Source organism: Marinobacter litoralis (assembly GCF_003336705.1).
GTDB lineage: Bacteria > Pseudomonadota > Gammaproteobacteria > Pseudomonadales > Oleiphilaceae > Marinobacter > Marinobacter litoralis.
This window is the reverse complement of the sequence record NZ_QMDL01000001.1, coordinates 419,357-446,246: the sequence shown is the minus strand read 5'-3', so window position 1 is coordinate 446,246 and position 26,890 is coordinate 419,357. Positions and strand designations below refer to the sequence as shown.

The following is a 26,890-nucleotide window of genomic DNA, read 5'->3' as shown; positions in this document are numbered from 1 at the left end:
AGCCACTTCAGGGGATATTCATGGGTGACAGGTTCTTCAAACCTCGACCACTATTAGCGTTCGGCATGACAGCACTGTTCTTTACTTTGTCCGGATGCACGGCGGACCAATATTTTATGGTCCCCAAGGAAGGGGTCGATGACATTCGTGCGTCGCTAAACAAACAGCGAGCTACGATGGTGACAATGGAAAACAACGCCGGAGTTCGCCAAGAACAGCTACTCGGCCACCAGAAGCAATCCACACAAACCATTCTGGATGCTATCGCTACGCAAGTTGAAAAGCCCGTCTGTCCGCCCACGGTCCAACGAAGCTGCCCCCCGGTTCCCAAAGACACCGGCCGGGCTGATCGCCTGAAGGGCAAGGTTGTGGTGGGAGAAGTCGAGAAACTGTTCCTTGCAGATGCTAAGACGGTATACACCGCGCGGATTGACAGCGGCGCGGAAACTTCCTCGATACACACCCGAAATGTAAAGCGCTTTGAGCGTGATGGCGGCAACTGGGTGCGATTTGAAGTACCGGTTCCCGGCAGCTCCGGTGAAGAGTGGGTCACTCTGGAAAAAGAAATCTCGCGCCGCGTCAAAATTATCCAGTCCGCCGCAGATGAAGCGGAGCGACGAGTGGTTGTTGAGCTTCAGTTTGCCATTGGCGATCACGAGCAAGTTGCCGAATTTACACTTGCCGATCGTACCAATCTAACCTACGAAGTATTAATTGGTCGTAACGTATTACGCGACGTCATGTTGATTGATGTCGGCAAAGAGTTCGCTACCGAACTCCCTAAAAGCTACCTCAAAAAAGCCCCAAAGGGAGATGACGCATGACCGTGAGGTCCCGGATTCCATTTTATGTTGCCGTTTTTCTGCTTATTACCGCAGGGCTATCTGTGGCAACGTGGCGTCACTTCGAAATGGGCATCCCCTGGATGACCGGCGAACAGCAACCGGTGTGGATGGTTGAAGCCCGTGTGGACTTCCAAGGCTACGGCGAATCAGCTCAGGTTAACTTGCATGTACCGCAACAACCTCCCGGGTTTCGCATTTTAACCGAGCAGGCGGCCTCGCCCGGATACGGTTTTTCTATACTTGAGAACAACGGCAGCCGACGCGCCGAGTGGACCAAACGCGAAGTAACCGGCCCACAAACCCTTTATTTCAAAACACAGTTCGTGCCTGATGAATCAATCGTTCAGCAGCCGCCTAAACGCCCGCCCCAACCCCAAACGGTATTTTGGGAAGAACCTCAGGCAACTGCCGTTCGAGAACTGCTTAACCAGGCAACGGAACGTTCCAGTTCCCCGGAGAGCCTGACCCGGGAACTGATCACCCTTATGCAGCCAGACAACCGCACTCAGAATTCCACCATGCTGGTCTCTGATGAAAACTACCTGCAGATTCTGGTTAGAATGCTGAATCATGCCGGTATCGCGGCTCGCACGGCGGATGCTCTGAAGCTTGAAGATGCACGCCGGCGCCAACATCTGGTTCCTTTCATACAAATATACGATGGCGAACGGTGGCTAACGTTTGATCCGCGTACCGCAGAACAGGGTGTCCCGGAGAACCTTCTGCTGTGGCGCCAAGGCTCTGAATCCTTACTGGACGTAGTGGGAGGCGACAACTCTCAAGTTAGCTTTTCCATGCTTCGCCAGACCATCCCGGCCCTACAGTTAGCTGCACGTGAAGCAGCTTCCAATGGCCTGAGCGCTCTCAGCTTTTACCAGCTTCCCATTGAAGAACAGAGCATGTTCAGAATGCTACTGTTACTGCCGATTGGCGCATTAATGGTCGCGTTCATGCGCATGGTCATTGGCGTGCGCACTTCCGGCACCTTTATGCCAGTGTTGATCGCCGTGGCCTTTGTGCAAACCACATTGGTGCCGGGGCTTATTGCTTTCCTGTCTGTGGTTGCCATCGGCCTGCTGCTCAGGGGCTATCTCTCAAGTCTTAACCTGCTGCTTGTTTCCCGAATCTCGGCCCTGATCATATTGGTGATCTTCATCACCGCCGGGTTGAGCATTGTCGGGTACCAGATGGGCTTCAACACCGGCATGACCGTTACCTTCTTCCCCACGGTCATCATCGCCTGGACCATCGAACGCATGTCGATCCTCTGGGAAGAAGAAGGCCCCCGAGAAGTTGCCGTGCAAGGCGCCGGCAGTTTGTTTGTTGCGATTTGTGCGTACCTGGCCATGAGCAGACCGCTGGCAGGCCATTTGACGTTCAACTTCCCTGAACTGCACCTGGTGATTCTGGGGCTGATTTTGCTGATGGGCCAATACACCGGCTACAAACTCAGCGAACTTCGTCGCTTTACCCCGATGAAGGCCTACGATTGATATGGACTGGATCTCCCCACGCAGGCTAAACCGAATCGGGATGCTGAACATGAACCGGCGCAATGTGGATTACATTGCCCGGTACAATGATCGGTCGTCGTATCCCCTGGTCGATAACAAGCTAAAGACTAAGCTCGCCGTTGGTGAGTACGACGTAAAAACACCCAAACTTCTTCAGGTGGTTCGCCAGCAACACGAAATCTCCCACTTCCGCGAAATGGCTGAAGACCTCTCTGGCTTTGCCATCAAACCGGCCAAAGGCTCTGGCGGGAAAGGGATCACGGTGATCACAGGGCGAGATGGCGACGACTTCATTAAGGCCTCGGGGGCGAGAATCCCTGTGGCCATGCTGGAGCGGCACCTGACCAACATACTGGCTGGGCTCTATTCCCTGGCCGGCACGCCCGATGTGGCGATTGTGGAGGACTTAGTAGAGTCCTCTCCCGCGCTGGCCAAGTATTCGTTCCAAGGCGTGCCAGACATTCGCATTATCGTGTTTCAGGGTTATCCGGTTATGGCCATGCTGAGGCTAGCCACCAAAGCCTCCGACGGCAAAGCGAATCTGCACCAAGGCGCAGTCGGTGTGGGGCTGGATCTTGGCACAGGCCGAAGCCTGAACGCCGTTCAGTTTAACCGCCCGATTACGCTCCACCCGGACACCGGGCTGGCTCTCGAGAACATTCAGATTGAGTCTTGGGAGAATATGCTGGAAATGGCCGCCCGCTGTTATGAAGCGACCGGCTTGGGCTATATGGGTGTGGATTTGGTGGTCGATGCCCACCAAGGCCCCTTGTTGCTGGAACTGAATGCCCGCCCCGGCCTGGCGATTCAAATGGCAAACGGCTGTGGTTTGATGCCGCGCCTGAAAGCCATCGAAGGATTAAAACGCCCTCATTTCAGCCCGCGTGAACGTGCACAGTTTGCGATGAAAAGCTTCAGCCGACTGTAATAAACTTTCTTTCAGCCATAAAAAAACGGAGCCAATTTTAGCTCCGTTTTTTATGTTTACTCAGTCGATCAGAGCAGTTCGCCCCGCTGAATCAGCAGTTTCCGCTCTTGGGAAAGCCCCTTCAGCAAGCCCCACGTCATGATCAGCAAGATCAAGGTAAACGGTAAGCCAGCACTGATCGCCACCGCTTGAATGGCCCCGAGTGCATCATCACCGCCACCGAAAATCAGCGCAGCCGCAATGGCGCCCTCCATAACAACCCAGAACACACGCTGAGCTGTCGGTGCATCGGTTTTACCGCCAGCCGTGATGCTGTCGATAACCAGAGAACCGGAATCCGATGAGGTCACAAAGAACACCAACACCAGAATGATACCCACGAAGGAGATAATGCCGGTCAGCGGCAGGCCTTCAAACATCTGGAAGGTCGCCAGCGACACATCCGTAAGGCCTTTGTCTGCAAGTACACCCACGCCATTCTGAATCTGCTCCAGCGCAGTACCACCAAAGCCACTCATCCAAACGGTTGTAATAACAGTCGGAATGATCAGAACCGCAGTGACGAATTCACGCACCGTACGGCCTTTGGAAACCCGCGCGATAAACATACCTACGAACGGTGACCAGGAAATCCACCACGCCCAGTAGAAGACAGTCCAACCCTGCATCCAGGCGGAATCTTCACGGCCAAACGGGTTGCTCAGCGGCACCACGTTGGTCACGTAAGACGACGACGTAATCCAAATAGTTTCCAGAATGGTCATGGTCGGACCGGCAAATACAATAAAAGCCAGCAATACCGCTGCGGTGATCATGTTGATGTTACTCAACACCTTCACACCACCATCCAGACCACGCAGAACCGACATCAATGCCAGAGCCGTTACGCCCACAATAATGGCCATCTGAACGTTTGTGCCCGCACCCACATCAAACAGATAGTTCAGGCCTGAAGCGGCCTGCTGCGCACCAAAACCCAAAGACGTCGCCAAACCAAAAATGGTCGCCACAACCGCCAGCACATCAATAATGTGCCCCGGCCAGCCCCACACTCTGTCTTTCAGCAGAGGGAAGAAGGCAGAACGAATGGTCAACGGCATGTTCTTGTTAAACGCGAAGAATGCCAACGACAGAGCGACGATCGCATAGATGGCCCAAGGGTGCAGGCCCCAATGGTACATTGTAGAACCCATGGCCAGCTCACGAGCGGCTTCGGTGTTGGCCTCAACATTAAACGGCGTTTCATACCACCCGGTGTAATACGCCACCGGCTCAGCAACGGCCCAGAACATAAGGCCGATACCCATGCCGGCTGCGAACAACATGGCAAACCATGAAATCCGGGTAAACTCCGGCTTTGCATCCTGCCCACCAAGACGAATCTTACCCACTGGCATGAAGATAAGCGCAAGGCTCACTATCACGAAGATGTTGGCGCTTAGCAGGAAGAACCAGTCAAAACTGGCGATAATTCCCCACTTTGCTCCATCGAGTGTTTCCTTGGCCAAAGCCGGAAACATGAGAGTTCCTATGACAAACAGCACTACAACGACTGCAGTAACCGGGAACACCCAGTTGTGCAGGTCCAGACCAAACGGATTGATATTATCCTGGCCTGCAACGTAGTCCGTTTGATATTCGTCTTTCACTACCTCGCCCACGTGGAGCCTCCTGGTTTTGGTGTGATGTCTGAAAGATGTATGGAGAACAGGTCATTCCCACCCGCTCTAAAAGATTACAAGCGCGTTATCCTATTACTTTGACCTCAAAACATCAAAGTGAGCCTTGTGTCGCGTCCTTCCACAGAATTATAGACCACAGAAAAAACAACGGAGCTCTATTCCCATATATTTTCAGCAGCTTGGCGACCTTAGACCACTCTGGCATATACTTGGTGCATTAACACTTCAAAGCCCCTAGAGGTATTCATGGTAAAAACGACGACCTTCCCCTTCCGTTATTCCGCTTACGCCATCAGCATCGCCGGGTTGGTCATCTCACTCCCAATTGCGTTATGGGCTGGTACCGGGTTCATTTTTCCGGTCATTTTTGCCGTGCTGACTGGCATTGGCACTCGGGATCTTTTGCAACGAAAACGAACGGTTAGCCGCAACTACCCGATCATGGCCAACTTTCGGTATCTGCTCGAATCCATAGGGCCTGAAATTCGCCAGTACTTTATCCAATCGGATACAGACGAGCAGCCCTTTTCCCGCGAGCAACGCACCATCGTTTACCAGCGGGCCAAAGGTGTTCTCGACAAGCGCCCTTTCGGCTCGCAGCTGTCGATGTATGAGGAAGGTTTTGAATGGATGAACCACTCCTTAACCCCCACAAAACTGGCCAATAGCGACTTCCGGGTAGTGATCGGCAAGAACTGTAAAAAACCCTACAGCGCCAGCGTGTTCAACATCTCGGCCATGAGCTTTGGCTCGCTCTCTGCCAACGCCATACTCAGCCTGAACGCCGGCGCAAAGAAAGGCGGGTTCTACCATGACACTGGTGAGGGCTCCATTTCCCGTTACCACAAAGAGCCCGGCGGAGATCTGGTCTGGGAGATTGGCTCAGGCTATTTTGGCTGCCGCAATCCGGATGGCACATTCAGCCCAGAGAAGTTTCAGGAGAATGCCCGCCTAGACCAGGTAAAAATGATAGAGGTCAAACTATCTCAAGGCGCAAAGCCGGGGCACGGAGGCATTCTGCCCGCCGAAAAAGTCACGGCTGAAATTGCCGAAGCTCGCGGCGTGCCAATGGGTGAAGACTGTGTGTCCCCTTCCAGCCACTCGGCGTTTTCCACGCCCATTGAACTGATTGAGTTCATTGATCAACTGCGGGAGCTTTCCGGCGGCAAACCGGTCGGGTTCAAGCTGGCCATTGGGCACCCATGGGAGTGGTTTGCCATTGTCAAAGCCATGCTGAAAACCGGCAAAAAACCGGACTTCATCGTGGTGGATGGTGGCGAGGGCGGCACGGGCGCAGCTCCCCTCGAGTTTATTAATCGAATTGGCATGCCTCTGACCGAGGCGCTACTACTGGTGCACAACACTCTGGTTGGTGCCAACCTTCGTGACGACATCGCCATTGGCGCCGCCGGAAAAATCACCTCAGCCTTCAACATTGCCCGCACGCTGGCCATGGGTGCCGATTGGTGTAACGCGGCCCGCGGATACATGTTTGCCCTTGGCTGCATTCAGGCCCTGAATTGTCATACCGGGCGCTGCCCCTCTGGCGTAGCCACCCAAGACCCCCGCCGAGGCAACAAACTGGACGTGCCATTGAAAAGCGAGCGAGTGTACAACTTCCACTGCAAGACTCTGGAAGCTCTTCAGAACTTGCTAGAAGCCTCCGGCCTGAACCATCCCTCAGAGTTGGGCCCGGAACACATTGTGCGCCGGGTATCGAAAACCGAAGTCCACACTTATCTGGATCTCTTCCACTTTCTGGAGCCCGGCATATTACTGGAGGGCGAAACCGGCCTCGCCGTATTCGATAAGTACTGGAAGTGCGCGCAACCGAACACCTTTGAGCCACCGGAATTCATCCTGAAACTCAGAGAAACCAAATTACGCTGATTGTTCTGAAGAAAGTCGCCGGTCACCTGTTTATTTTTATTTGGGGCTGGCGTATACTTCGCTCCCGCTAAGCCACTGAGATAAACCTCTTTTCTTGGCGGCGAGCAGTTTACGGGGCGTAGCGCAGCTTGGTAGCGCACTTGCATGGGGTGCAAGGGGTCGTAGGTTCAAATCCTACCGTCCCGACCAGAATTCCCTACTCAAAGCCTGGATCGAAAGATCCGGGCTTTGTTGTTTCTAGCGGTTACTCCACAATCTGGTAACGCCGTTCCGGCCGACCAACACTGCCATAGGTCACTTCAGCCGACAGTTTTCCTTCTCCAACCATGAATTCGAGGTAGCGCCGCGCGGTCGTCCGTGAAGCACCAATCGCATTACCCACTGCCTCAGCACTCCACGGTTCGCCATCACCGATCACATCCTGAATTTTTTCAAGCGTTAGAGCGTCTATGCCTTTAGGCAACCGACCACTTGGAGGTTGGGAGTCGTCTTCACTTGGGCGCGGGATTAACGCATCCACCTCATTTTGCGCCAGCTGATTCAGCCCGGACAAATGCTCAAGCCGGACGCGGAACCGGCTAACGGCCTCCTCCAGGCGTTCGAACACGAGAGGTTTTAGAATGTAGTCGCATACTCCGCCTCGCAAAGCGCTGCGCAAGGTATCCACTTCTTTTGCTGCGGCAATCAGAATGACATCGCTGCTGCTGTCTTGCGCTCTGAGCTCTCTCAATAAATCCAAGCCACTACCATCCGGGAAATAGACATCCAACAGGATCAAGTCCGGGGCTAACACATCCACAAGATCACGAGCATCCGCCAACGTATGGGCGATCCCGCAAAGCTCAACGTGATCTAACCGTTCGACAAATCTGCGCTGGATCTCGGCAATCTGGCGATCATCTTCAGCGATCAATATACGAATCGTATTCAATGGGCGCTCCTGGGTTCCGGAATCTTCGGTAAATATAACGTGAAACGACTACCACCCGCAGGCAGGCTTTCAACGGTAATCGAACCGCCCCAACGATCAAGAAACTGCTTCACCAGATACAGCCCATAGCCGTGCTCTTTGCCCGAATCGGCCTTGCTGGTTACACCCTTCTCGAAAATCCGGTCACGTTCGCGCGAACTAATCCCGACGCCTTGATCGTCCACCTCAAAGATAAGCTCGTGGCCAAGATCTGTCATTGAGAGGGTTACACATCCACCCTCGCCGGCATGCTGGCGAGTTGCTTCCAACGCATTGTCGATCAGGTTGCCCAACACACTCACCAACTGATCTCTGGGCAAGGCATCTGGTATATCGCTCATCTGACTGCCTGCATCTATGTCGAGGTGCAAACCCATCTCTCGGGCCCGGTTGTATTTACCCAATAAACACCCGGCAATAACCGGATCCGGCACCGCCTCCAACAACAGATGGATCAGGCTCTGGTGATCGCTGGTTTCACGACCAATCAAACTCAAGGCATCGTCATGGGCACCGATTTGTATCAGGCCGGCAATGGTGTGCAGCTTGTTGGAATACTCATGGGTTTGGCTCCGCAAGGTGTCCGCATACTGCTGTATGCGTGTTAGCTGTTGGCTGACCTGGTCCAGCTCGTCGCGTAACCGAAAACTGGCCACCACGCCAATGACATCGTCACCTTGCCGAACCGGAAGCCGGTTAACGACCATTTGCCGGTCTCTGAGCCAAACTTCCCGGTCAAAATCCGGAATACCGGTCTTCAGCACAGAGAGCAGATCACTGTCGGGCAGAACCTCATGAATCGGCCGGCCAACCAGCGAGGTGCCGGTATCGAAACCCAAGGTTTCAAGGGCCGCTCGGTTAACCGTTGTGATGATGCCTTCGCGGTTAACGGCAATAATACCCTCCCGAACCGATTGCAATGTGGCATTGCGTTCCTCGAACAAGCGGGCAATTTCTTCCGGCTCCAATCCAAAAATCTCGCGCTTGAATCGCCCCGCAATCACCACCGCGATCAAGAGGCTGACCATCAGCATTAATCCCACTAAACCATAAAAGATAAACTTGTAACGCTGAATGGTATTCCCAACCTGAGCAACGCTGTAACCAACTGAAACGATACCGATAATTTCGCCGGTTTCAGGAAGGAATACTGGCGCTTTGCCGCGCACGGTATCCCCCAAATTCCCTACGGCTCGAGACACGTAACCGCGCCCGTTCTTCAGAGCTTCTGCGCCATCATCTCCGTCATCATCCGCCATCGAGTGTCCGATTCGATCCGGCGAAGGATGCGCGAGCCTGATCGCCTGGTGGTCCCCGATCACAATAAAAAGAGCTTCATTCGTGGCCGCCATTGCGGACGCCAGGCCGTTCAGAGTCTCGGAATCGCGCTGCTGTATCCCTGAGATAACCGATGGTGTAGCGGCAACCGTCTTCGCAACCATCAAAGCACGGTGCCCAATTTCGCTGTACAGGGATTCACTAAGGTAATAGCCCGCCACACCGCCAATCAATGCGGTCTGCAAGGCGCTAACCAGCACCAGCGTGAGGATCATTCGGGTTTTTAGTTTGGTTTTTCTTGCCACAGCTTAATCAGATCTTGTTGTCATTTAGCAGTGAGGTTAAAGCACCAGACTTCTTTTTGCCCGTGAACTTTATGAACTTAATGGGCTTTAGTTTTTTTAAAGGCAATACGCCCACAAACTTTTTAGCAAGATGACCGGCTTTTAATCTACATGCAGAGCTCCGCCGGAGTGCCTACAACAACAAGCGAAGGATAACGATTCATGTTTATCAAACGAACCCTGAGTTTCGCAGCTGCAGCCGTCTTCAGCATGTCAGCTATGGCCTGGCAGCCTTCCGGTAAAGTTGAATGCCTGGCACCCGCTGATCCGGGCGGCGGCTGGGACTTTACCTGCCGCAGTGTTGGCAACGTGATGCAGTCGCTCAAGCTGGTCGACGGCACCGTACAAACAATCAACATGGCCGGTGCCGGTGGCGGTGTTGCCTATGCGCACACGGTCAGCAAACGAAGCAAAGACGACAAACTTATCGTCGCGGCTTCTACGGCAACCACCACACGCTTGGCGCAAAAACAATTCCCCGGTCTGGATGCCGATATGGTGAAGTGGGTCGGTGCGCTGGGCGCGGATTACGGCATCATTGCCGTAGGCAAGAACTCCCCCTACAAAACCCTGAACGACCTGTTTGAAGCCAGCAAAGCCAACCCGCGAGCCGTAAAGTTTTCCGGTGGCAGTGCCCGTGGCGGATGGGACCACCTGAAAGTTCTGATTGCCGCGAAAGCAGCCGGTGTCGAGAACCTGCCGTCTATTCCGTATCTGTCTTATAACAACGGTGGCGAAGCCATGACCCAAGTGGTGGGTGGCCAGGTTGATGCTTTTACCGGCGACATCTCGGAGGCGACCGGCTTTATGGAGTCCGGCGACTTGCGAGTACTCGCAGTGCTGTCAGAAGAACGCCTGCCAGGTGAATTCAGCAACATCCCTACTGCCCGCGAACAAGGTATCGATGCCTTGGGGCCAAACTGGCGCGGCTTTTACATGCCCAAGGGAGCCAGCGAAGAAGCCAAGCAATACTGGGTCGAAGCCATCGATACCCTGTACGCCAGCGATGAATGGAAAGAAGTCATGAAGAGCAACGGCCTGATTCCCTTCCATCCGGATGCAGACAAGTTTGAAAACTTCGTTCATCAACAGGTGCAGGAAATCAACGACCTGTCCCGCGAAATCGGGCTGATGAAATGAGTGGATTAAATGATCGCGTACTCGGCCTGGGCCTATTGGTCCTGGCCGTTGCCTACGGCTGGGTGGCGCAGCAATGGCCCGAGCCGTTTGGAGGCTCCCATGGCATGGGGCCCGAAACCTTCCCGACGATTTTGTCGGTCATTCTGATCATTGGCAGCCTTTACTTGATGGTAAAACCGGATCAGGACACTCCGTGGCCGTGGGGCAAAACCGCTCTGGAACTTCTGTTCTCAGTAATCGTTCTGGTGATCTACGCCTTACTTCTCGAGCCTTTGGGATTCGTTATCTCCACAACTCTGACCGTTGGTGCTTTGAGTTGGCGTATGGGAGCAGCACCGCGCAGCGCCTTTCTGACCGGTCTGATCAGTGCCGTGGTGGTCTACGGTTTGTTTAACTACGGCTTGTCACTGAGCTTGCCGGCCGGCCTGCTGGAGTTCAACTAATGGAAACTCTCGGTTTTTTGATAGACGGGTTTGCGGTAGCTCTCACCCCGTATAACCTGATGTACGCGCTGTTCGGCGCCTTTGTCGGAACTCTGATTGGCTGCTTGCCCGGACTCGGCCCGGCCAATGGCGTCGCCATTCTGATCCCATTGGCATTCACACTGGGCTTGCCTCCGGAAACGTCCATGATTTTGCTGACCTCCGTGTATGCAGGAGCCATGTACGGGGGACGGATTTCCTCAATCCTGTTGAACATCCCGGGCGATGAACCCGCGATGATGACGTGCCTAGACGGCTACCCAATGGCACAGAAAGGCCGGGCGGCCGATGCGTTGGCCATCTCAGCCATTGCGTCGTTTTCCGGCGGACTGATCGGCACCATCGGATTGATTATGTTGGCACCGGTGCTGGCGAAGTTTGCCCTGACCTTCGGCCCGGCGGAGTACTTTGCTCTGTTCGTGCTGGCATTTGCCACACTGGGCGGTATCACCGGCAAAAACCCGATGAAAACCGTTATCGCAGCTGCGTTGGGCATTATGATCTCCACCGTTGGTATCGATATTTCTACCGGCACCCAGCGCTATACCTTTGGCGTTCTGGAGCTTTACGAAGGTATTGATTTCATCTTGGCCATCGTAGGTCTGTTTGCGATCTCCGAGCTGCTGTTTTTCGTGGAATCGCGCCTTGGTAGCGGCCACAAAAAGGTGAATGTGGGCAAACTGACGTTGTCATTCAAAGAGCTGATCAGCACCATCCCCTCTCAGCTTCGTGGCGGCGTTCTGGGCTTCATCGCCGGCGTACTGCCCGGTGCAGGCGCTTCGCTAGGTAGTTTTATCAGCTACACCCTGGAAAAGCGGGCGGTGGGCAAGAAAGGTAACTTCGGAAGCGGCGACATTCGCGGCGTTGTCGCCCCGGAAGCCGGCAACAACGGCGCAGCGTCGGGTGCCTTGGTACCGATGCTGACGCTTGGAGTCCCCGGCAGCGGCACCACTGCGGTGCTTCTGGCGATGCTGATTTCCCTCAACATCACACCTGGCCCGCTGATGTTCACTCAGAATGCGGACATTGTTTGGGGCGTTATTGCGGCGCTATTGATCGGTAACGTATTGCTGCTGTTGCTCAACGTTCCGATGATTGGGGTGTTTGTCAGGTTGCTGTCGATTCCACCGATGTTTCTGCTTCCAATCGTTACAATGGTTGCGTTCGTGGGCATCTACTCCATCAGCAATAGCACCTTCGATCTTTACTTTATGGTGGCGTTCGGGGTGGCGGGATATTTCCTGCGTAAGCTGGAGATACCTCTGGTTCCGATCATTCTCGGCTTGCTTCTAGGGCCCGAAATGGAGAAAAACCTGGGGCATGCCCTGATTCTGTCGGACGGCGACTGGAGCACGCTCTGGAGCAGCCCGCTGGCTTTAGGGCTTTGGGTGGTTGCAGGATTGGGGCTGGCACTGCCGGTGATCGTTGGCCCGCTTCTGAGACGGCGCATGAAGTCGGCGATGACTGAAAACCCGGTTAGCGACTAGTTAACGCAGCCTTGCCGCTTTCATTAACCATAAAAAAACCGGGCTGCTGCCCGGTTTTTTAGCTTGAAGCTTCTTAGCGCATCGTTTTCAACGCTTGCGCCCACTTCGCCAGCTCTTCCAGCATGACGTTCGCAGATTGCGTGTGCACATCTTCCGCTTGGAACTTGCGGTTCTCGTCCAGCTTTTCCCACGGCATCTGAACCATAACCCCCTCAGTCATTGGCATCATTTTCACCGTGGTCACCAGTTGTTTGGCCGTTTGTGCGGAACGAAGGCCGCCAGAAACACCGCCGTAACTTACAAAGGCACAAGGCTTGTAATTCCATTCGTTGAACAGGTAGTTCACCGCATTAATGAAAGACGGTGGCGGGCAGAAGTTGTATTCCGGAATCACGAACACAAAGGCATCGGCTTTGGAGACACTCTGGGACCATGCTTTTGTATGGTCGTGCTCGTACTTCTGCATGCGCGGGTGATTGGGTTCGTTGTAAACCGGCAGATCAAAATCCGCCAGATCAACCAACTCACTTTCGAAACCACCCTGCTCGATTGCAACGGTGTTGAACCACTCCGCAACGGATGAGCCGATACGGCCAGGGCGCGTGCTACAAATAATCGTCTGAAGCTTGAGAGACATAACCATCCTTCCTTTTTACTTCAATAATTCAGTTTGTAGGACCACTATAAACAGAGCGTTAATCGAATAAAAACGAAGAAAATTGCAGCATCTATTCAATTTTCCTGAATAGATGCTGCGCTTGGAGAGGATTGCGTTGAAGGAGCTTATTCGGCTGAGGCAATCAGGCTGGCGTTACCGCCGGCTGCCGTGGTGTCGATGCACAGGTGACGTTCGATAACGTAACGCTGATCCAGCGTGTGCTCGGTGATCACCGGCAACAAAGCGCCATCCCGCACTGCAAGCGCTTCGCGATACTGCTTCAGCAGCGGTTTTTCCGCAACGCTAACAACGGCTTCGTAGCCATCAAGCTGAGTCAGTGCCTCTGGCTCCAGCAGGCCATCACAGGCGACAACAGGAAGCCCGGCATGGACAGCCCGTGCCAGCGCTTTTTCAGCACCCGGAGCCACAACCACGACCTTGTTACCCTGCGACAAAGCCACCCCGGCCTGTTCGACTGCCGTGTCTGTATCAGGCCCCAAGCACAAGACTACGCCCCGAGCGTGGCAAGACAGGTGGTTCTGTTCACCGGTGGGCCCAGGCATTTCTTCATACCCGAGATCCAACGGTGCCGGAACCTCGCCAAAGAAGGGGCTCAGAGCCTGCTGGCGACCTTCTGCCGCAGGTACATCCAGCTTGGCCAACTGATCAATCAGCTTTTGCACCTTACGAGCGCCAACGGCTTTTCCCTCTCCCGCTGGTTTCTCAACAACATCGCCCTTGATAAAGCGACGCACGTACTGCGGGCCACCCGCTTTCGGGCCGGTTCCAGACAGGCCTTCACCACCAAACGGCTGAGAGCCGACAATGGCACCGATCTGGTTACGGTTCACGTAAGTGTTACCGACTTTGATTCGGCTGGCGATGTGCTCGATACGGCGATCCACCCGGCTATGAATGCCGAAGGTCAGGCCGTAGCCTTTGGCGTTCACCGCATCCACCACCTTGTCGATATCTTTGGCTTCGAAGGTCGCAACATGCAGAACCGGACCGAAGATTTCTTCTTCCATTTCCTCGATTCCGCTAACTTGCAGAACCGCAGGCGACACAAACATGCCTTTTTCCGGAACTCGCAGCTTCTTGAGCAATTTGCCCTGCTGTTCGAACTTTTTGCAGTGGTCATTGATCTTCTTGCGCGATTCCTCGTCAATCACAGGCCCGACATCGGTCGAAAGCTCCCACGGATCGCCAATACCCAGCTCTTCCATCGCGCCATAAAGCATCTCCAGCAACCCCTCGGCGATGTCTTTCTGCACGTAAAGCATGCGCAAAGCGGAACAGCGCTGGCCGGCACTCTGGAACGAGGAGGCCAGAACGTCGCGCACCACCTGTTCCGGCAAGGCAGTGGAATCTACGATCATAGCGTTCATACCACCGGTTTCAGCCACCAGTGGCGCATCCGGAGCCATGTTCTTGGTCATCGCCTTATTGATCAGCTTGGCCGTATCGGTACCGCCGGTGAAGCAAACCCCTTCAATACGCGAATCCGATGTCAGTGCGGCACCCACCGTGCCACCATCACCCGGCAACAACTGGATCGCCTCTTTCGGAATTCCGGCCTCATGCATCAACTCAACCGCCCGCACCGCCAGTAATGAGGTCTGCTCAGCGGGCTTGGCCACCACAGTGTTACCGGCTGCGAGGTTGGCCAGAATCTGGCCGGTGAAGATGGCCAGCGGGAAGTTCCAGGGCGAGATACAGCAAATCACGCCACGGGCCTGCCCGGCATCCTTATAACGAATGCCCTCGTTGGCATAGAACATGGCGAAGTCTACCGCTTCACGAATCTCGGCCACCGCATCGAACAGGGACTTACCCGCTTCCCGGGTGGTCAGGGCGAATAGCTCGTGCACGTTTTCTTCGTACAGATCACCCACCTTACGGATCAGCTCAGCGCGCTTTTCCGCAGGCACGGCCGCCCAGTCCTTAAATCCATTACGCGCAGCTTCTACAGCCGCATCGACGTCTGCCTCAGAGGCATAGGTAATCTGACCCACCACATCGTCCAGATCGGCCGGGTTGCGAACATCCACCAGCTCACCACCCTTAGGTGCTGCGACCGTCAAGGGTCCGCCTTGCCACTGGTGCGTTTTGTACTTTCCGCGCCCTTCATTTAGCTCGGCCACCGTCACGGGGTCGGTCAAATCCCAGCCCTTCGAGTTGCGGCGCTGCTCGCCAAAGATGTCTGCCGGTTTGACAATCATCTGGCTGGAAACATCCCGCCCCAGCGCATTCACGGTATCGATAGGATCTTTGGCGATTTCTTCCGGTGTAATACTGGTATCGACAATCTGGTTCACAAAGGAGCTGTTCGCGCCGTTTTCCAGCAAGCGGCGAACCAGGTAGGCCAGCAGGTCTTTGTGAGCCCCCACCGGTGCATAAATCCGGCACGGCACTTTGCTTTCTTTCAGCACCTGATCGTGCAGAGACTCGCCCATGCCATGCAGACGCTGGAATTCAAACTTGTCACGCCCCAGATCTTTGGCCAACTCCAGAACCGCGGATACGGAATGGGCGTTGTGAGTGGCGAACTGCGGGTAGATACGATCGGTCATGCCGAGCAGCTGTGTCGTACAAGACAAGTAGGACACATCACTGCAGGCTTTGCGGGTAAACACAGGGAAGCCCTCAAGCCCCATGACCTGAGCGCGTTTGATTTCCGCATCCCAGTAGGCACCTTTCACCAAACGCACCATGATACGGCGGTTGTGCTTCTCGGCCAGCGCATACAACCAATCCAGAGTCTGGGAAGCACGCTTGGCAAAGGCCTGAACGACCACACCAAAGCCGTCCCATCCGTCTAGCGCCGGATCAGCGAAAATCGCTTCGATCACATCCAGAGAAAGATCCAGACGATCTTGCTCTTCCGCATCGATATTGAAGCCCATATTGGCGGCAGCGGCTTTTTTGGCCAGCTCGAGTGCCCGCGGCACCAATTCGTTCATCACGCGCTCTTTCTGTCCGTACTCATAACGAGCCAACAGTGCCGAAAGCTTGACGGAAATACCCGGGTTGGTACGGACATCGCCTTCACAGCGCTTGCTGATGCTATCGATGGCCGTTGCGTAAGCACGGAAATAGCGTTCGGCATCGGCGTCAGTGCGCGCGGCTTCACCCAACATATCGTAAGAGTAGGTGTAGCCCTGCTCTTCCATTTCCTGACCATTTTCCTGAGCTTCTTCGATGTCTCTGCCCAGAACAAACTGACGGCCCATCTCTTTCATGGCCTGCCCGGCGGCCACTCGCACTACAGGCTCGCCCAAGCGCTTGACCAAGTGTCGCAGCGTATCGCCAACGCTCTGGCGCTCTGAATCCTTAAGCAGGTTACTGGTCATCAACAAAGCCAGCGTGGCGGAGTTAATCAAACCGGATTTGGCTTTACCAACGTGGGCACCCCAGTTACCGGAGGTAATTTTGTCTTCGATCAGATCCTGAATGGTGAAGTTATCGGGAACCCGAAGTAGCGCCTCCGCCAGGCACATCAGCGCTACGCCTTCTTTGGTAGTCAACCCGTATTCAGCCAGGAACTTTTCCATGATGGTGGGTTTGGCGTTATCACGCACATCGCGCACCAGCTCTGCCGCTCGGGAAGAAATCGCTTGGCGGGTTTCATCAGACAGCTGAGCCTGCTCAATCAGTCGGTGAATCACCTCATACTCGTCCGCCAGATAGTTATTGCGAAGCGCCTGACGAATTTCGTGGAGCTCTTTTACCGCGGATTGCTGCAAACTCATGGTTATGCCTCCTGATTATTGGAATACTGACCGCATTGTAGCCAAGTCGGTATATTCTATTTTCCTATTAGACGCATTTATCCGGTCTTATTTCCTTTAATCTACCTTCTATAATTATCAAAAAAACCGCATTTACATTAAAATTAGGAAAACCGACTTATAGAACCCTATTTCAATCTCACACCACAAGGATAGCAGCCATGTCGGATCTCGACAGGATCGACCTTGCCATCATTCGAGAACTGCAGAACAACGGGCGCATTACCGTTACTGATCTCGCGTCCAAGGTGGGCCTATCCAAAACGCCTTGCCAGATACGCATGCGCCGGCTCGAAGAGCAAGGTTACATCACGGGCTATTCGGCGATGGTGAACCAGACAAAACTGGGACACTCCCACGTCGCTTTTGCCCAAGTGACTCTCAGCGATACCTCCAGTAAAGCGTTGGTTGCATTCAACGATGCCGTTAAAAAGATTTCCGCTGTGGAGCAATGTCACATGATGGCCGCCAATTTTGACTATCTGCTGAAGATCCGTACGCGAAATATGGCTGAGTATCGACAGGTTCTGGGAGAGCAAATATCCAACTTGCCCCACGTCCTGCAAACCAGCACCTTTGTTGTCATGGAAAACGTCAAGGACCGGGGGCTTTAATGACAACGCTGGACCAAGCCACCGCTCAGCGCATCGTTGATCGTGCGATGCCCGTGATTGGCCATTCCGTCAACGTGATGACGCCCGACGGTATCATCATCGCGTCTGGTGACTCCCTGCGAGTGGGCGCCATACATCAGGCGGCACGGCAAGTGGCCGAAACTTGCGCACCGGTGGTAATTACAGAACAGGAAGCCTGCCGATACACTGGTACTCGGGCGGGCGTTAATTTGCCGGTTGAAGTGGGAGGGAAGATTGTAGCTGTTGTCGGTATCTCGGGATCACCAGACAAAGTGCTGCCTTTTGCAGATCTGGTACGGGTTACCGCTGAGCTGATACTGGAACAAGCCTCGTTAATGGAGGTCAGTCGCCAGCGCCGGCATCAAATCGAAAACACCCTGCTGGCATTATTGAATGGCGAGCCGGTTTCGGAGCATTGGCTGAAGCAACTCTCGATTGATCTCAGCAAACCCCGGATTGCCGTGGTAATCGAAGCCAATTTGCCCCACCTGCCTTGGTTAACCGATACCGCGCCGTTGGCTCGAGATTTGGAGCGTGTTGAGCCCGATGCCCTGGTCATTCAAACGCCGGATCAGAAAATCGTTTTCTTTTTTGTGGAAAAATCGCCTCAGGATGCATTGAGCGCCGCACTGGTTCGGCTACCGGACAGCCTGAACGCTTCCGTGTCTGCCGCCACGGGCGCAGCGTTCAGTAATAACTTGAAAGCCTGCTACGAGTCAGCCCAAGCGGCCTTACAAGCTGCCAAACAACGCTTTCAAACACCCATCCGCGCTCACTACGAGGAATTTCCGCTGGCCACACTGTGGCGAAGCTTGCAGCCAGGCTGGCAACAAGACCAACTCTCTCTGGAACTTCGCCCTCTTCTCAATCACGCCCGCAGCGATCAGTACCTCAAAACTCTTCGCACGTTTATAGCTGCCGACGGGGATATCCAACGATGCGCCGAGCAACTTCATTTGCACCGAAATTCTGTTCGTTATCGCCTGAAAGGCATTGAGTCGCTAACGGGTTGGTCGCCGTTCCGGCTAGAGGATCTTATGTTTCTTTATTTGGCACTGGAATCCAACCTGAAACCTGTGCAATTGCACAAAAGTACCGAGCAAAAATAAATCAATTCTATTCTTTCGCATAACGAATTCTTGTCAATCTGCTCTTACACTTAGCACCAAATAACTGACCACAGAGTCGGTACTACACACGGGTTGATTCTGGAGATTTCCAATGCATCTGGTGCTGATCTTGGTCGCGGTCATAATTTTCATTGTGTTCGCCACCAGCCGTTTAAAACTGAACCCTTTTATTACCCTGCTGCTGGCCTCATTTCTGGCAGCGTTTGCCTTTGGCCTTCCATTGGCCGACATCGAAAAAACCATTCGGGCCGGCTTTGGCAACATTCTGGGCTATATTGGCTTGGTGATCGTTCTTGGCACCATCATTGGAGTGATTCTTGAGCGCACGGGTGCGGCCATCGTGATGGCCGAGAGCGTGGTTAAATGGCTGGGCCAGAAGTTCCCGACGCTCACCATGTCGATTGTCGGCTTTATTGTCGCCATTCCTGTCTTTTGCGATTCTGGCTACGTCATCCTGAACAGCCTTAAACGCTCTATGGCCAGAACGCTCAACGCATCCCCTGTAGCCATGACTGTTGCCCTGTCTACCGGCCTGTTTGCAACTCATACGCTGGTCCCTCCGACCCCTGGCCCTATCGCCGCAGCAGGCAACCTGGGGCTAGAAAACAACCTGGGCATGGTCATCGGCATCGGCCTTGTCTTCGCCATCATCGCCGCCTTTGCCGGGCTGTTCTGGGCATCTCGCTGCAAGGACCTACCCAGCACCGAACTCGAGCAAGCGGAAGAGGCTTTCGAAGAAGCCCGAGAACACTATGGCGAGCTGCCATCGGCGACCAAAGCGTTCGCCCCCATCTTCGTCCCCATTTTGTTGATTTGCATAGGCTCTGTTGCCAACTACCCGACTGCGCCGCTGGGTGACGGGATGGTTTATGACATTCTAAACTTCCTCGGCAAGCCGTTGAACGCTCTTCTCATCGGCCTTGGATTTGCTCTTTCCTTACTGCAAGGCAGAAACAAGTTTGAAGAGTTTGGCCGCCATACCAGCAAAGGCCTGGAAGTGGCCGCACCCATTATTCTGATTACCGGTGCGGGTGGCGCATTCGGCGCGGTTCTGGCTGCGACACCCTTGGGTAGCTATCTGGGTGACACCCTTTCCACTCTGGGCTTAGGTGTGATTATGCCGTTTATTGTTGCGGCAGCCCTTAAATCGGCTCAGGGCTCGTCCACCGTTGCCCTGGTAACCGCGTCTGCGCTGGTTACCCCTCTGCTGCCCCAACTGGGGCTGGATTCCGACCTAGGCCGAGTGCTCACCGTCATGGCCGTGGGCGCAGGGGCTATGACGGTATCTCATGCCAACGACAGTTACTTCTGGGTGGTGTCCCAGTTCAGCAAAATGAACGTTGCGACTGCCTATAAGTCGCACACCGCCGCAACCTTGGTGATGGGGTTGGTGACCATCGCCTGCGTATGGCTGACCTCATTGGTGGCGCTGTAACATGCGCATTGTCATTGCGCCTGATTCCTTCAAGGAGTGCCTGGCAGCCGATCAGGTTGCCAGCGCGCTCGCCCGTGGCTGGGCAAAAGCAGCGCCCCGAGACGAGATCATCGAAGTGCCTCTGGCAGATGGCGGGGAAGGTACAACGGTTGCGCTGACCGAGGCCCTTCAAGGTGAACTGCATTCGGTGACCGTCACCGGGCCAATGGGAGAACCCGTTGTCGCCCGCTACGGTCTGGCAAACAACAGTGATACGGCCATCATTGAAGTCGCTGAAGGAAGTGGCCTGCACTGTGTTCCGCCTGATGAGCGAAATGCATTATCCGCTTCAAGCTACGGTACCGGCGAATTAATGCTGGAAGCACTGGCACACAAGCCGAAAGTGCTGATCATGGGCCTGGGCGGCAGTGCGACAACGGACGGCGGTGCCGGCATTCTGCAAGCACTCGGGGCAAAACTCCTCGACAAGGAAGGAAACAGCATTCCCGCCGGCGGCATTGGCTTGGGCAAACTCGCCAGCCTGGATTTGCAGCCGGCTCTTGATGCCCTCGGAAATACCCGCTTGGTCGTGGCCTGCGACGTCAACAATCCGTTGACCGGCCCTAACGGCGCTGCTGTTGTGTTCGGCCCCCAAAAAGGCGCGAGCATTCAGCAACTCATTAAACTTGACGCTAATCTGGCTCACTTCGCCCGGTTGGCCAAAAAGCAGGGCTGGGATATATCCAGCTTCCCGGGTAGCGGCGCTGCCGGTGGCATCGGCGGGATGGTCGCGGGCATTCTGGGCGCGCAATTGCGCCCGGGTATCGAGCTTGTGATGGAAACCGTCGAGCTGGAAAGCCACATCAAGACCGCGGACCTGGTGATCACCGCCGAAGGCGCCATAGACAACCAAAGCGCTTACGGCAAAACCCCCGCCGGTGTGGCCTTGATGGCAAAGAAATACGGGGTACCGGTTGTGGGCTTTGCCGGCATGCTGGGCCAGGACTTCTCTGCACTACAGACTCAGGGCCTCACGGCAGCTTTTTCAATAACCCGGGGCCCCATGGAACTCCAGAGTGCCTACGCCCAAGCTGAGGCCAACCTGGAACAGTGCGCAGAACAACTCGCCCGACTCACCCACGCGCTGAGCAAGGGCGATTAACCACGACTAAAACGCAAAAAACCGAGACGTTTTCGCGTCTCGGTCTTTTCGTAATTACCGGTTTTGGTCCGTTACCGATTATCGGGCTGGAGCATTCAACACATCCAACACTTCTTCAAGTTCGGTAATCATTTGCCGGATCAATTGCTTGTACTGAGAGGTATCGTCTTTCACCTCAGAGCTGCTCAGCTTTTGCTTGGCACCACCGATAGTGTAGCCCTGATCGTACAGCAAACTGCGAATCTGGCGAATGGTAATAACATCAGCCCGCTGGTAATAACGACGGTTACCCCGGCGTTTAACCGGCGAGAGCTGTGGGAACTCTTGCTCCCAATACCTTAGTACGTGCGCTTTAACGGCACACAGCTCCGCAACCTCACCAATCGTGAAATAGCGTTTCCCCGGAATAACGGGAAGCTCGTTGTTATGACTCGGTTCCAGCATACGTTTCTACTTTTTGTTTCAGTTTTTGGCCGGGCCTGAAGGTAACGACGCGTCGGGCGCTGATCGGGATTTCTTCACCCGTCTTGGGGTTACGCCCGGGGCGCTGTTTCTTGTCACGGAGGTCAAAGTTGCCGAACCCCGACAACTTGACCTGTTCGTTGTGACTGAGTGCACCTCTGATTTCATCGAAGAAAGCTTCTACCATTTCTTTGGCTTCCCGCTTGTTCAAGCCCAACTCTTCGTACAAGCGCTCCGCCATATCCGCTTTCGTCAAAGCCGCCATCCGTCAACTCCTCAGTGTTGCCCCCAGCTCTTCTTTAAGGGAATCGATCACCCCGTTGAAGAGCGTATGCACTTCGTCTTCATTCAACGTGCGTTCAGGATGCTGCCAGAACAGGCTCAGGGCCAAACTGCGATTTCCCTCACCTAGGCTTTCGCCTTCATAGACATCAAACACACGCATATCTGTCAGGTGTTCGCCGGCTTGCTTTCGAGCTATTTCTTCTACCTGAGCGAACGACACATCGCTTCCGATAATGATAGCCAAATCTCTTCGAACTTCCGGGAATTTCGAAACATCTTTGAAATTAGGCACATATCCGGTAACGATCGAATTCAAGAATAGCTCAAACATCAGAATCGTGCCATTAAGTTCAAGGTTTTTCTGCACTTGAGGGTGCAAAGTTCCCAACCAGCCGACACTTTCGCCGTCCCGCAACAGTTCTGCCGTTTGCCCGGGGTGCAACGCCGGGTGTTGGCTCGCCCTGAATTGAACCTGGATACCAAGCACCTGGAACAGGCTTTCAAGCTCGCCCTTCACATCGAAGAAATCGGATGCACGGCGGCCGTTGGTCCAGTTTTCCGGTGTCTGATTGCCGACCACAATACCGGCTAGCATTGGCTGCTGGTCGATGCTGTCACCGTCCTTGACGAAGCGAAGACCGGTCTCGAACAAACGAATGCGTGGCTGCTGACGGTTCTGGTTGTACTGCACTGTCTTCAGCAAGCCACTCCACAGCGTGGTACGCATAACAGACAGATCCGCGGAAATCGGATTCGCCAACGCGATACCTTCCCGTTCGGGATCAATCAACTGCTGAACTTTCGGGTCCACGAAGCTATAGGTAATGGCTTCTTGGTAGCCCTGAGCCACAAAGAAATTACGAACCGCTGATAGTGGGCGAACCGCTTCTTCACGAACGCTCAAACCCAACGAACCCGTAGGCTCGGTTACCGGAAGGTTGTTGTAGCCATAGATACGCCCAACTTCTTCTATCAAATCTTCTTCGATTGAAATGTCCGGGCGGAAGCTGGGAACGCTGATGCGCCAGCCGTCCTTGAGAAGCTTCTCTACACGCAGACCGAGGCGAGACAGAATTTCCTCAACGGTGGTGCGGTCAATCGCCAAGCCCAGAACGTTGGCCAGACGCTTTTCGCGGAGGTCAACGGTTTTAGCTTTGGGCAGATCTTCCCAGCTGACCACCTCAACAATCTCACCCGGTTCACCGCCAACGATGTCCATCAGCAGACGGGTTGCACGCTCCATCGCTTCACGAGCCAACTCATAGTCAACGCCGCGCTCGAAGCGGTGAGACGCATCGGTGTGCAGACCGTAGTGGCGGGCCTTACCAGCCAGGGAAACCGGCTCGAAATAGGCAGCCTCCAAGACCAGATCTTGAGTCTTTTCATTCACGCCTGAGTGCTCACCGCCCATCACACCAGCAATCGCGATCGGCTTGTCGTGATCGGCGATCACCAAGGTTTCTGCGGTCAGTTCCACTTCCTGGCCGTCCAGCAAAACCAGCTTTTCGCCGGCTTTCGCCATACGAACCACGATGCCACCGGAAATCTCCGCCCGGTCAAAAGCATGCAGAGGCTGACCAAGCTCGAGCATGACATAGTTAGTCACATCAACAGCGGCATCGATGGAGCGAATGCCGGAACGACGCAGTTTTTCCTGCATCCACAGCGGTGTTTCCGCCTTCAGATTCACGTTCCGCAGAACACGGCCCAGATAACGAGGGCAGGCTTCCGGCGCTTCGATACGGATTGCCGGCACCTCAGAGTGAACGGCCTCGACCGGCTCAATCTCCGGAGCATCTACCACCAAACTGTTCAATACACCCACTTCCCGCGCCAGACCTTTGATAGAAAGGCAGTCGCTGCGGTTCGGCGTTAAGTCCACATCAATCGCGATGTCGTTCAGCTTGAGGTAATCAACCATGCTCTGGCCAACCGGAGCATCGTCAGGCAATTCCATCAAGCCATCGTGGCTTTCTGACAGAGCCAATTCGGATTCGGAACACAGCATGCCTTGGGAGGGCTGGCCACGCAGTTTGGCTTTCTTGATTTTGAAGTTGCCGGGTAGGACTGCACCCACCTCAGCGAAAGGCACTTTTAGCCCTTCACGTACGTTCGGCGCACCACACACTACCTGTACGGTCTCTTCGCCATTGCTAACTTGGCAAACGCGCAGTTTGTCGGCATCCGGATGGGCCTCAACAGAGAGCACCTCGCCAACGACCACGCCGGAAAACTCACCAGCCACCGGCTCAAAGCCGTCCACTTCCAGACCTGCCATGGTGATCTGGTCCATCAATGCCTGGGAATCTATGCTCGGATTAACCCACTCTCGCAGCCACTGTTCACTGAATTTCATCGTTCTAGCCTTGTCCTGATGCCATTTATGCGGTTGATTCGTCGACTTGCTTGCGCCCTTAAGCCCTCAGGCTTAACGGAACTGGCGCAAGAAACGCAGGTCGTTTTCGAAGAACATGCGCAAATCTTTCACGCCGTAGCGGAGCATGGCCAAGCGCTCAACGCCCAGACCAAATGCGAAACCGCGATATTCTTCGGCATCAATGCCGCAATGCTCGAACACTTTCGGGTGCACCATTCCGCATCCCATCACTTCCAACCACTTAATGCTGCCATCGGCTTCCCGGCCCCACTCGATATCAACCTCTGCAGAAGGTTCGGTGAACGGGAAGTAGGATGGACGGAAGCGAACTTTCAAATCACGCTCGAAGAACACCCGCAGGAACTCTTCCACGGTGCTCTTGAGATCAGCAAAGCTCACGTTCTTTTCGATCAGCAGGCCTTCGACCTGATGAAACATCGGCGTGTGCGTCATATCCGAATCACAGCGGTATACGCGTCCCGGGCAGATCATACGAAACGGAGGTTTACCCGCTTCCATGGTACGGATCTGAACCGGCGATGTATGAGTACGCAGCAAAGTGCCCGGATTAAAATAAAAGGTATCGTGCATGGCACGAGCCGGGTGATGACCCGGAATATTGAGGGCTTCGAAGTTATGGTAGTCGTCTTCGATTTCCGGCCCCTGCTCTACGCTGTAACCGGCGCGAGCAAAAATTTCTTCAATACGCTGCAGTGTGCGGGTCACCGGGTGCAAACCACCCAGATCCTGCCCACGGCCAGGTAAGGTCACATCAATGGATTCGCTGGCCAGCTTTGCCTCGATGGCAGCCTTTTCAAGATCAGAACGACGAGCGTTAATGGCTTGCTCAACCTGCCCTTTGGCCTCGTTGATTTTCTGGCCGGCTGCAGGGCGTTCCTCTGCAGAAAGTTTACCCAGAGTTTTCGCTTGCTGAGTAATCGAGCCTTTCTTACCGAGGTACTCTACGCGAATTTGATCAAGCGCCTGCAGGTTGTCTGCTGCTTCGACTGCACTCAATCCGTCCTGAACCAACTGTTCAAGGTTTTCCATTGACCCTGCTCCAAACCTGAAATGAGGTAGGTTAAAACAAAAATAGGGGAAGAGCGTGCCCTTCCCCTATTCAGAAGGCGCCGTCATGCAATCATGAGGCGCCCTGATCGATCAGTAATCGATGAAAGAGCTTAAGCGATCACAGGGATGCTTTGGCCTTCTCAACGATAACAGCAAAAGTTTGCTGCTCGTTCATGGCCAGGTCAGCCAGAACCTTACGGTCGATCTCAACATTCGCTTTCTTCAGACCAGCGATCAGACGGCTGTAAGACAGACCGTTTGCGCGAGCACCAGCGTTGATACGAGCGATCCACAGAGCGCGGAAAGCACGCTTACGGTTACGACGGTCACGGTATGCGTATTGACCAGCTTTGATAACCGCCTGCTTGGCAACGCGGAATACACGACTACGTGCTCCGTAGTAACCCTTGGCCTGCTTGAGAATCTTCTTATGACGACGACGTGCTACCACGCCACGTTTTACACGAGCCATACTATTATCCTTCTACCTTAATATACTTGATCAAGAAGTTAGCGGCTGAATCAGCACGCCGTCATGCGCTTGATTGAAGCCACATCGGACTTGGCAATCAGCTTGGTGCCACGCAGCTGACGCTTACGCTTAGGGCTCTTCTTGGTCAGGATGTGACTGGTGAAGGACTGCTTGTGCTTGAAGCCAGTGGCGGTTTTCTTGAACCGCTTGGTAGCTCCACTCTTAGTTTTCATCTTAGGCATTTTTTAAAACTCCGCATTCTATTTTAGGAAAAACACTTGTGCCCCTGAACGACAAATCCCCCGCTAATGCGGGGGACCCATCATGGGATCAGGTTCACTTCTTTTTGCGGGGAGCCACAATCATGGTCATCTGCCGGCCTTCCATCTTCGGCCGCATCTCTACCGTTGCAAGCTCTTCAACATCTGTTTCGATTCGGTTCATGAGCTTCATACCAATTTCTTGGTGTGCCATCTCACGGCCCCGGAAACGGATAGTGATCTTGCCGCGGTCCCCGGCTTCAAGGAAACGTACCAGGTTGCGTAGTTTTACCTGATAATCCCCTTCTTCAGTTCCTGGACGGAACTTAAGCTCTTTGACCTGCGTCTGCTTCTGCTTTTTCTTGGCAGCTGCTTTCGCTTTCTTCTCTTCGAAGATTTTCTTACCGTAGTCCATTATTTTACAGACGATCGGATCGGAATCCGTAACCTGTACCAGATCGAGAGTCGCTTCCTCCGCCATGCGAAGAGCTTCCTCAATTGGAACCACCCCAACCTGATTGCCTTCGGCATCGATCAGGCGGACTTCAGTTGCGTCAATATTCTCATTGATAGGCGCTTTTGGAGTACGCCCCCGATTCGCTCGCTGTTTAAT

General features: G+C 54.2%; 23 protein-coding genes and 1 tRNA gene. 12 read left to right on the top strand and 12 right to left on the bottom strand.

Going from position 1 to position 26,890, the window contains the following annotated elements; genetic code table 11:
• Positions 1-20: 20 nt before the first annotated feature.
• From DOQ08_RS02015 to DOQ08_RS02005, 3 genes are read left to right on the top strand one after another with little or no spacing between them, the layout of a single operon-like run.
• Positions 21-824 carry an ATP-dependent zinc protease family protein gene (locus DOQ08_RS02015; protein WP_114333233.1) on the top strand — a complete coding sequence of 268 codons (804 nt, stop codon included), beginning with the start codon at positions 21-23 and terminating at the stop codon, positions 822-824.
• The gene (locus DOQ08_RS02010) at positions 821-2,338 is read left to right on the top strand and encodes an inactive transglutaminase family protein (RefSeq protein WP_114333232.1); all 1,518 of its coding nucleotides are present in this window, start codon (positions 821-823) and stop codon (positions 2,336-2,338) included. The genes DOQ08_RS02015 and DOQ08_RS02010 overlap by 4 nt, the downstream gene beginning before the upstream one ends.
• 1 nt (position 2,339) lies before the next feature.
• Positions 2,340-3,287, top strand: a complete 948-nt coding sequence (locus DOQ08_RS02005) for an alpha-L-glutamate ligase-like protein (protein ID WP_114333231.1) — start codon at positions 2,340-2,342, stop codon at positions 3,285-3,287.
• A gap of 68 nt (positions 3,288-3,355) precedes the next feature.
• Here the strand turns inward: DOQ08_RS02005 and DOQ08_RS02000 are convergent, their stop codons facing one another.
• Positions 3,356-4,948, bottom strand: coding sequence for a BCCT family transporter (locus tag DOQ08_RS02000; RefSeq protein WP_114333230.1), 1,593 nt, complete (start codon positions 4,946-4,948; stop codon positions 3,356-3,358).
• A gap of 267 nt (positions 4,949-5,215) precedes the next feature.
• Between DOQ08_RS02000 and DOQ08_RS01995 the strand changes: the two genes are divergently transcribed.
• Both DOQ08_RS01995 and DOQ08_RS01990 read left to right on the top strand, forming a co-directional pair.
• Complete coding sequence (locus DOQ08_RS01995) at positions 5,216-6,859, top strand: FMN-binding glutamate synthase family protein (RefSeq protein WP_114333229.1); 1,644 nt, start codon at positions 5,216-5,218, stop codon at positions 6,857-6,859.
• Positions 6,860-6,971: 112 nt separating this feature from the next.
• Positions 6,972-7,048, top strand: a tRNA-Pro gene (locus DOQ08_RS01990).
• A gap of 55 nt (positions 7,049-7,103) precedes the next feature.
• On the opposite strand, the gene DOQ08_RS01985 is transcribed toward DOQ08_RS01990, so the two are convergent.
• Together DOQ08_RS01985 and DOQ08_RS01980 are read right to left on the bottom strand one after the other, a co-directional pair.
• Positions 7,104-7,790 (bottom strand): response regulator, encoded by a 687-nt coding sequence (locus DOQ08_RS01985; RefSeq protein WP_114333228.1) that lies wholly within the window; start codon positions 7,788-7,790, stop codon positions 7,104-7,106.
• Positions 7,787-9,412: a sensor histidine kinase gene (locus DOQ08_RS01980; protein WP_227537450.1), complete on the bottom strand. Its 1,626-nt coding sequence runs from the start codon at positions 9,410-9,412 to the stop codon at positions 7,787-7,789. Before DOQ08_RS01980 ends, DOQ08_RS01985 begins: the two co-directional genes overlap by 4 nt.
• Before the next feature lie 201 nt (positions 9,413-9,613).
• Between DOQ08_RS01980 and DOQ08_RS01975 the strand changes: the two genes are divergently transcribed.
• The 3 genes from DOQ08_RS01975 to DOQ08_RS01965 are packed head-to-tail and all read left to right on the top strand — an operon-like array spanning position 9,614 to position 12,560.
• Entirely contained in the window at positions 9,614-10,591 is a 978-nt protein-coding gene (locus tag DOQ08_RS01975; RefSeq protein WP_114333226.1) for a Bug family tripartite tricarboxylate transporter substrate binding protein, read from the top strand.
• Positions 10,588-11,034, top strand: a complete 447-nt coding sequence (locus tag DOQ08_RS01970) for a tripartite tricarboxylate transporter TctB family protein (RefSeq protein WP_114333225.1) — start codon at positions 10,588-10,590, stop codon at positions 11,032-11,034. Before DOQ08_RS01975 ends, DOQ08_RS01970 begins: the two co-directional genes overlap by 4 nt.
• Entirely contained in the window at positions 11,034-12,560 is a 1,527-nt protein-coding gene (locus DOQ08_RS01965) for a tripartite tricarboxylate transporter permease (RefSeq protein WP_114333224.1), read from the top strand. Before DOQ08_RS01970 ends, DOQ08_RS01965 begins: the two co-directional genes overlap by 1 nt.
• Before the next feature lie 73 nt (positions 12,561-12,633).
• On the opposite strand, the gene DOQ08_RS01960 is transcribed toward DOQ08_RS01965, so the two are convergent.
• Together DOQ08_RS01960 and putA are read right to left on the bottom strand one after the other, a co-directional pair.
• Positions 12,634-13,197: an NADPH-dependent FMN reductase gene (locus DOQ08_RS01960; RefSeq protein WP_114333223.1), complete on the bottom strand. Its 564-nt coding sequence runs from the start codon at positions 13,195-13,197 to the stop codon at positions 12,634-12,636.
• 146 nt (positions 13,198-13,343) lie between these two features.
• Complete coding sequence (gene putA, locus DOQ08_RS01955) at positions 13,344-16,970, bottom strand: bifunctional proline dehydrogenase/L-glutamate gamma-semialdehyde dehydrogenase PutA (RefSeq protein ID WP_114333222.1); 3,627 nt, start codon at positions 16,968-16,970, stop codon at positions 13,344-13,346.
• Between the two features lie 200 nt (positions 16,971-17,170).
• Between putA and DOQ08_RS01950 the strand changes: the two genes are divergently transcribed.
• The 4 genes from DOQ08_RS01950 (at position 17,171) to DOQ08_RS01935 (ending at position 21,350) form a co-directional block, all read left to right on the top strand.
• Entirely contained in the window at positions 17,171-17,623 is a 453-nt protein-coding gene (locus DOQ08_RS01950) for a winged helix-turn-helix transcriptional regulator (RefSeq protein WP_114333221.1), read from the top strand.
• Positions 17,623-18,753, top strand: coding sequence for a CdaR family transcriptional regulator (locus DOQ08_RS01945; RefSeq protein ID WP_114333220.1), 1,131 nt, complete (start codon positions 17,623-17,625; stop codon positions 18,751-18,753). Before DOQ08_RS01950 ends, DOQ08_RS01945 begins: the two co-directional genes overlap by 1 nt.
• A gap of 112 nt (positions 18,754-18,865) precedes the next feature.
• Positions 18,866-20,209, top strand: coding sequence for a GntP family permease (locus tag DOQ08_RS01940; protein ID WP_114333219.1), 1,344 nt, complete (start codon positions 18,866-18,868; stop codon positions 20,207-20,209).
• Between the two features lies 1 nt (position 20,210).
• On the top strand, positions 20,211-21,350 hold the full coding sequence (locus tag DOQ08_RS01935) for a glycerate kinase family protein (RefSeq protein ID WP_114333218.1): 1,140 nt from the start codon (positions 20,211-20,213) through the stop codon (positions 21,348-21,350).
• A gap of 78 nt (positions 21,351-21,428) precedes the next feature.
• On the opposite strand, the gene DOQ08_RS01930 is transcribed toward DOQ08_RS01935, so the two are convergent.
• From DOQ08_RS01930 to infC, 7 genes are all read right to left on the bottom strand, one after another.
• Positions 21,429-21,794, bottom strand: a complete 366-nt coding sequence (locus tag DOQ08_RS01930; protein WP_114333217.1) for a MerR family transcriptional regulator — start codon at positions 21,792-21,794, stop codon at positions 21,429-21,431.
• Positions 21,775-22,077, bottom strand: a complete 303-nt coding sequence (ihfA, locus tag DOQ08_RS01925; protein WP_022989370.1) for an integration host factor subunit alpha — start codon at positions 22,075-22,077, stop codon at positions 21,775-21,777. Before ihfA ends, DOQ08_RS01930 begins: the two co-directional genes overlap by 20 nt.
• 3 nt (positions 22,078-22,080) lie before the next feature.
• On the bottom strand, positions 22,081-24,453 hold the full coding sequence (gene pheT, locus DOQ08_RS01920; protein WP_114333216.1) for a phenylalanine--tRNA ligase subunit beta: 2,373 nt from the start codon (positions 24,451-24,453) through the stop codon (positions 22,081-22,083).
• A 72-nt stretch (positions 24,454-24,525) separates the two neighbouring features.
• Positions 24,526-25,524: a phenylalanine--tRNA ligase subunit alpha gene (gene pheS, locus DOQ08_RS01915; protein ID WP_114333215.1), complete on the bottom strand. Its 999-nt coding sequence runs from the start codon at positions 25,522-25,524 to the stop codon at positions 24,526-24,528.
• Positions 25,525-25,663: 139 nt separating this feature from the next.
• Entirely contained in the window at positions 25,664-26,017 is a 354-nt protein-coding gene (rplT, locus tag DOQ08_RS01910; protein WP_114333214.1) for a 50S ribosomal protein L20, read from the bottom strand.
• A 50-nt stretch (positions 26,018-26,067) separates the two neighbouring features.
• Positions 26,068-26,259, bottom strand: a complete 192-nt coding sequence (gene rpmI / locus DOQ08_RS01905) for a 50S ribosomal protein L35 (protein ID WP_007151842.1) — start codon at positions 26,257-26,259, stop codon at positions 26,068-26,070.
• A 94-nt stretch (positions 26,260-26,353) separates the two neighbouring features.
• Positions 26,354-26,890: a translation initiation factor IF-3 gene (gene infC / locus DOQ08_RS01900; protein WP_114333213.1), complete on the bottom strand. Its 537-nt coding sequence runs from the start codon at positions 26,888-26,890 to the stop codon at positions 26,354-26,356.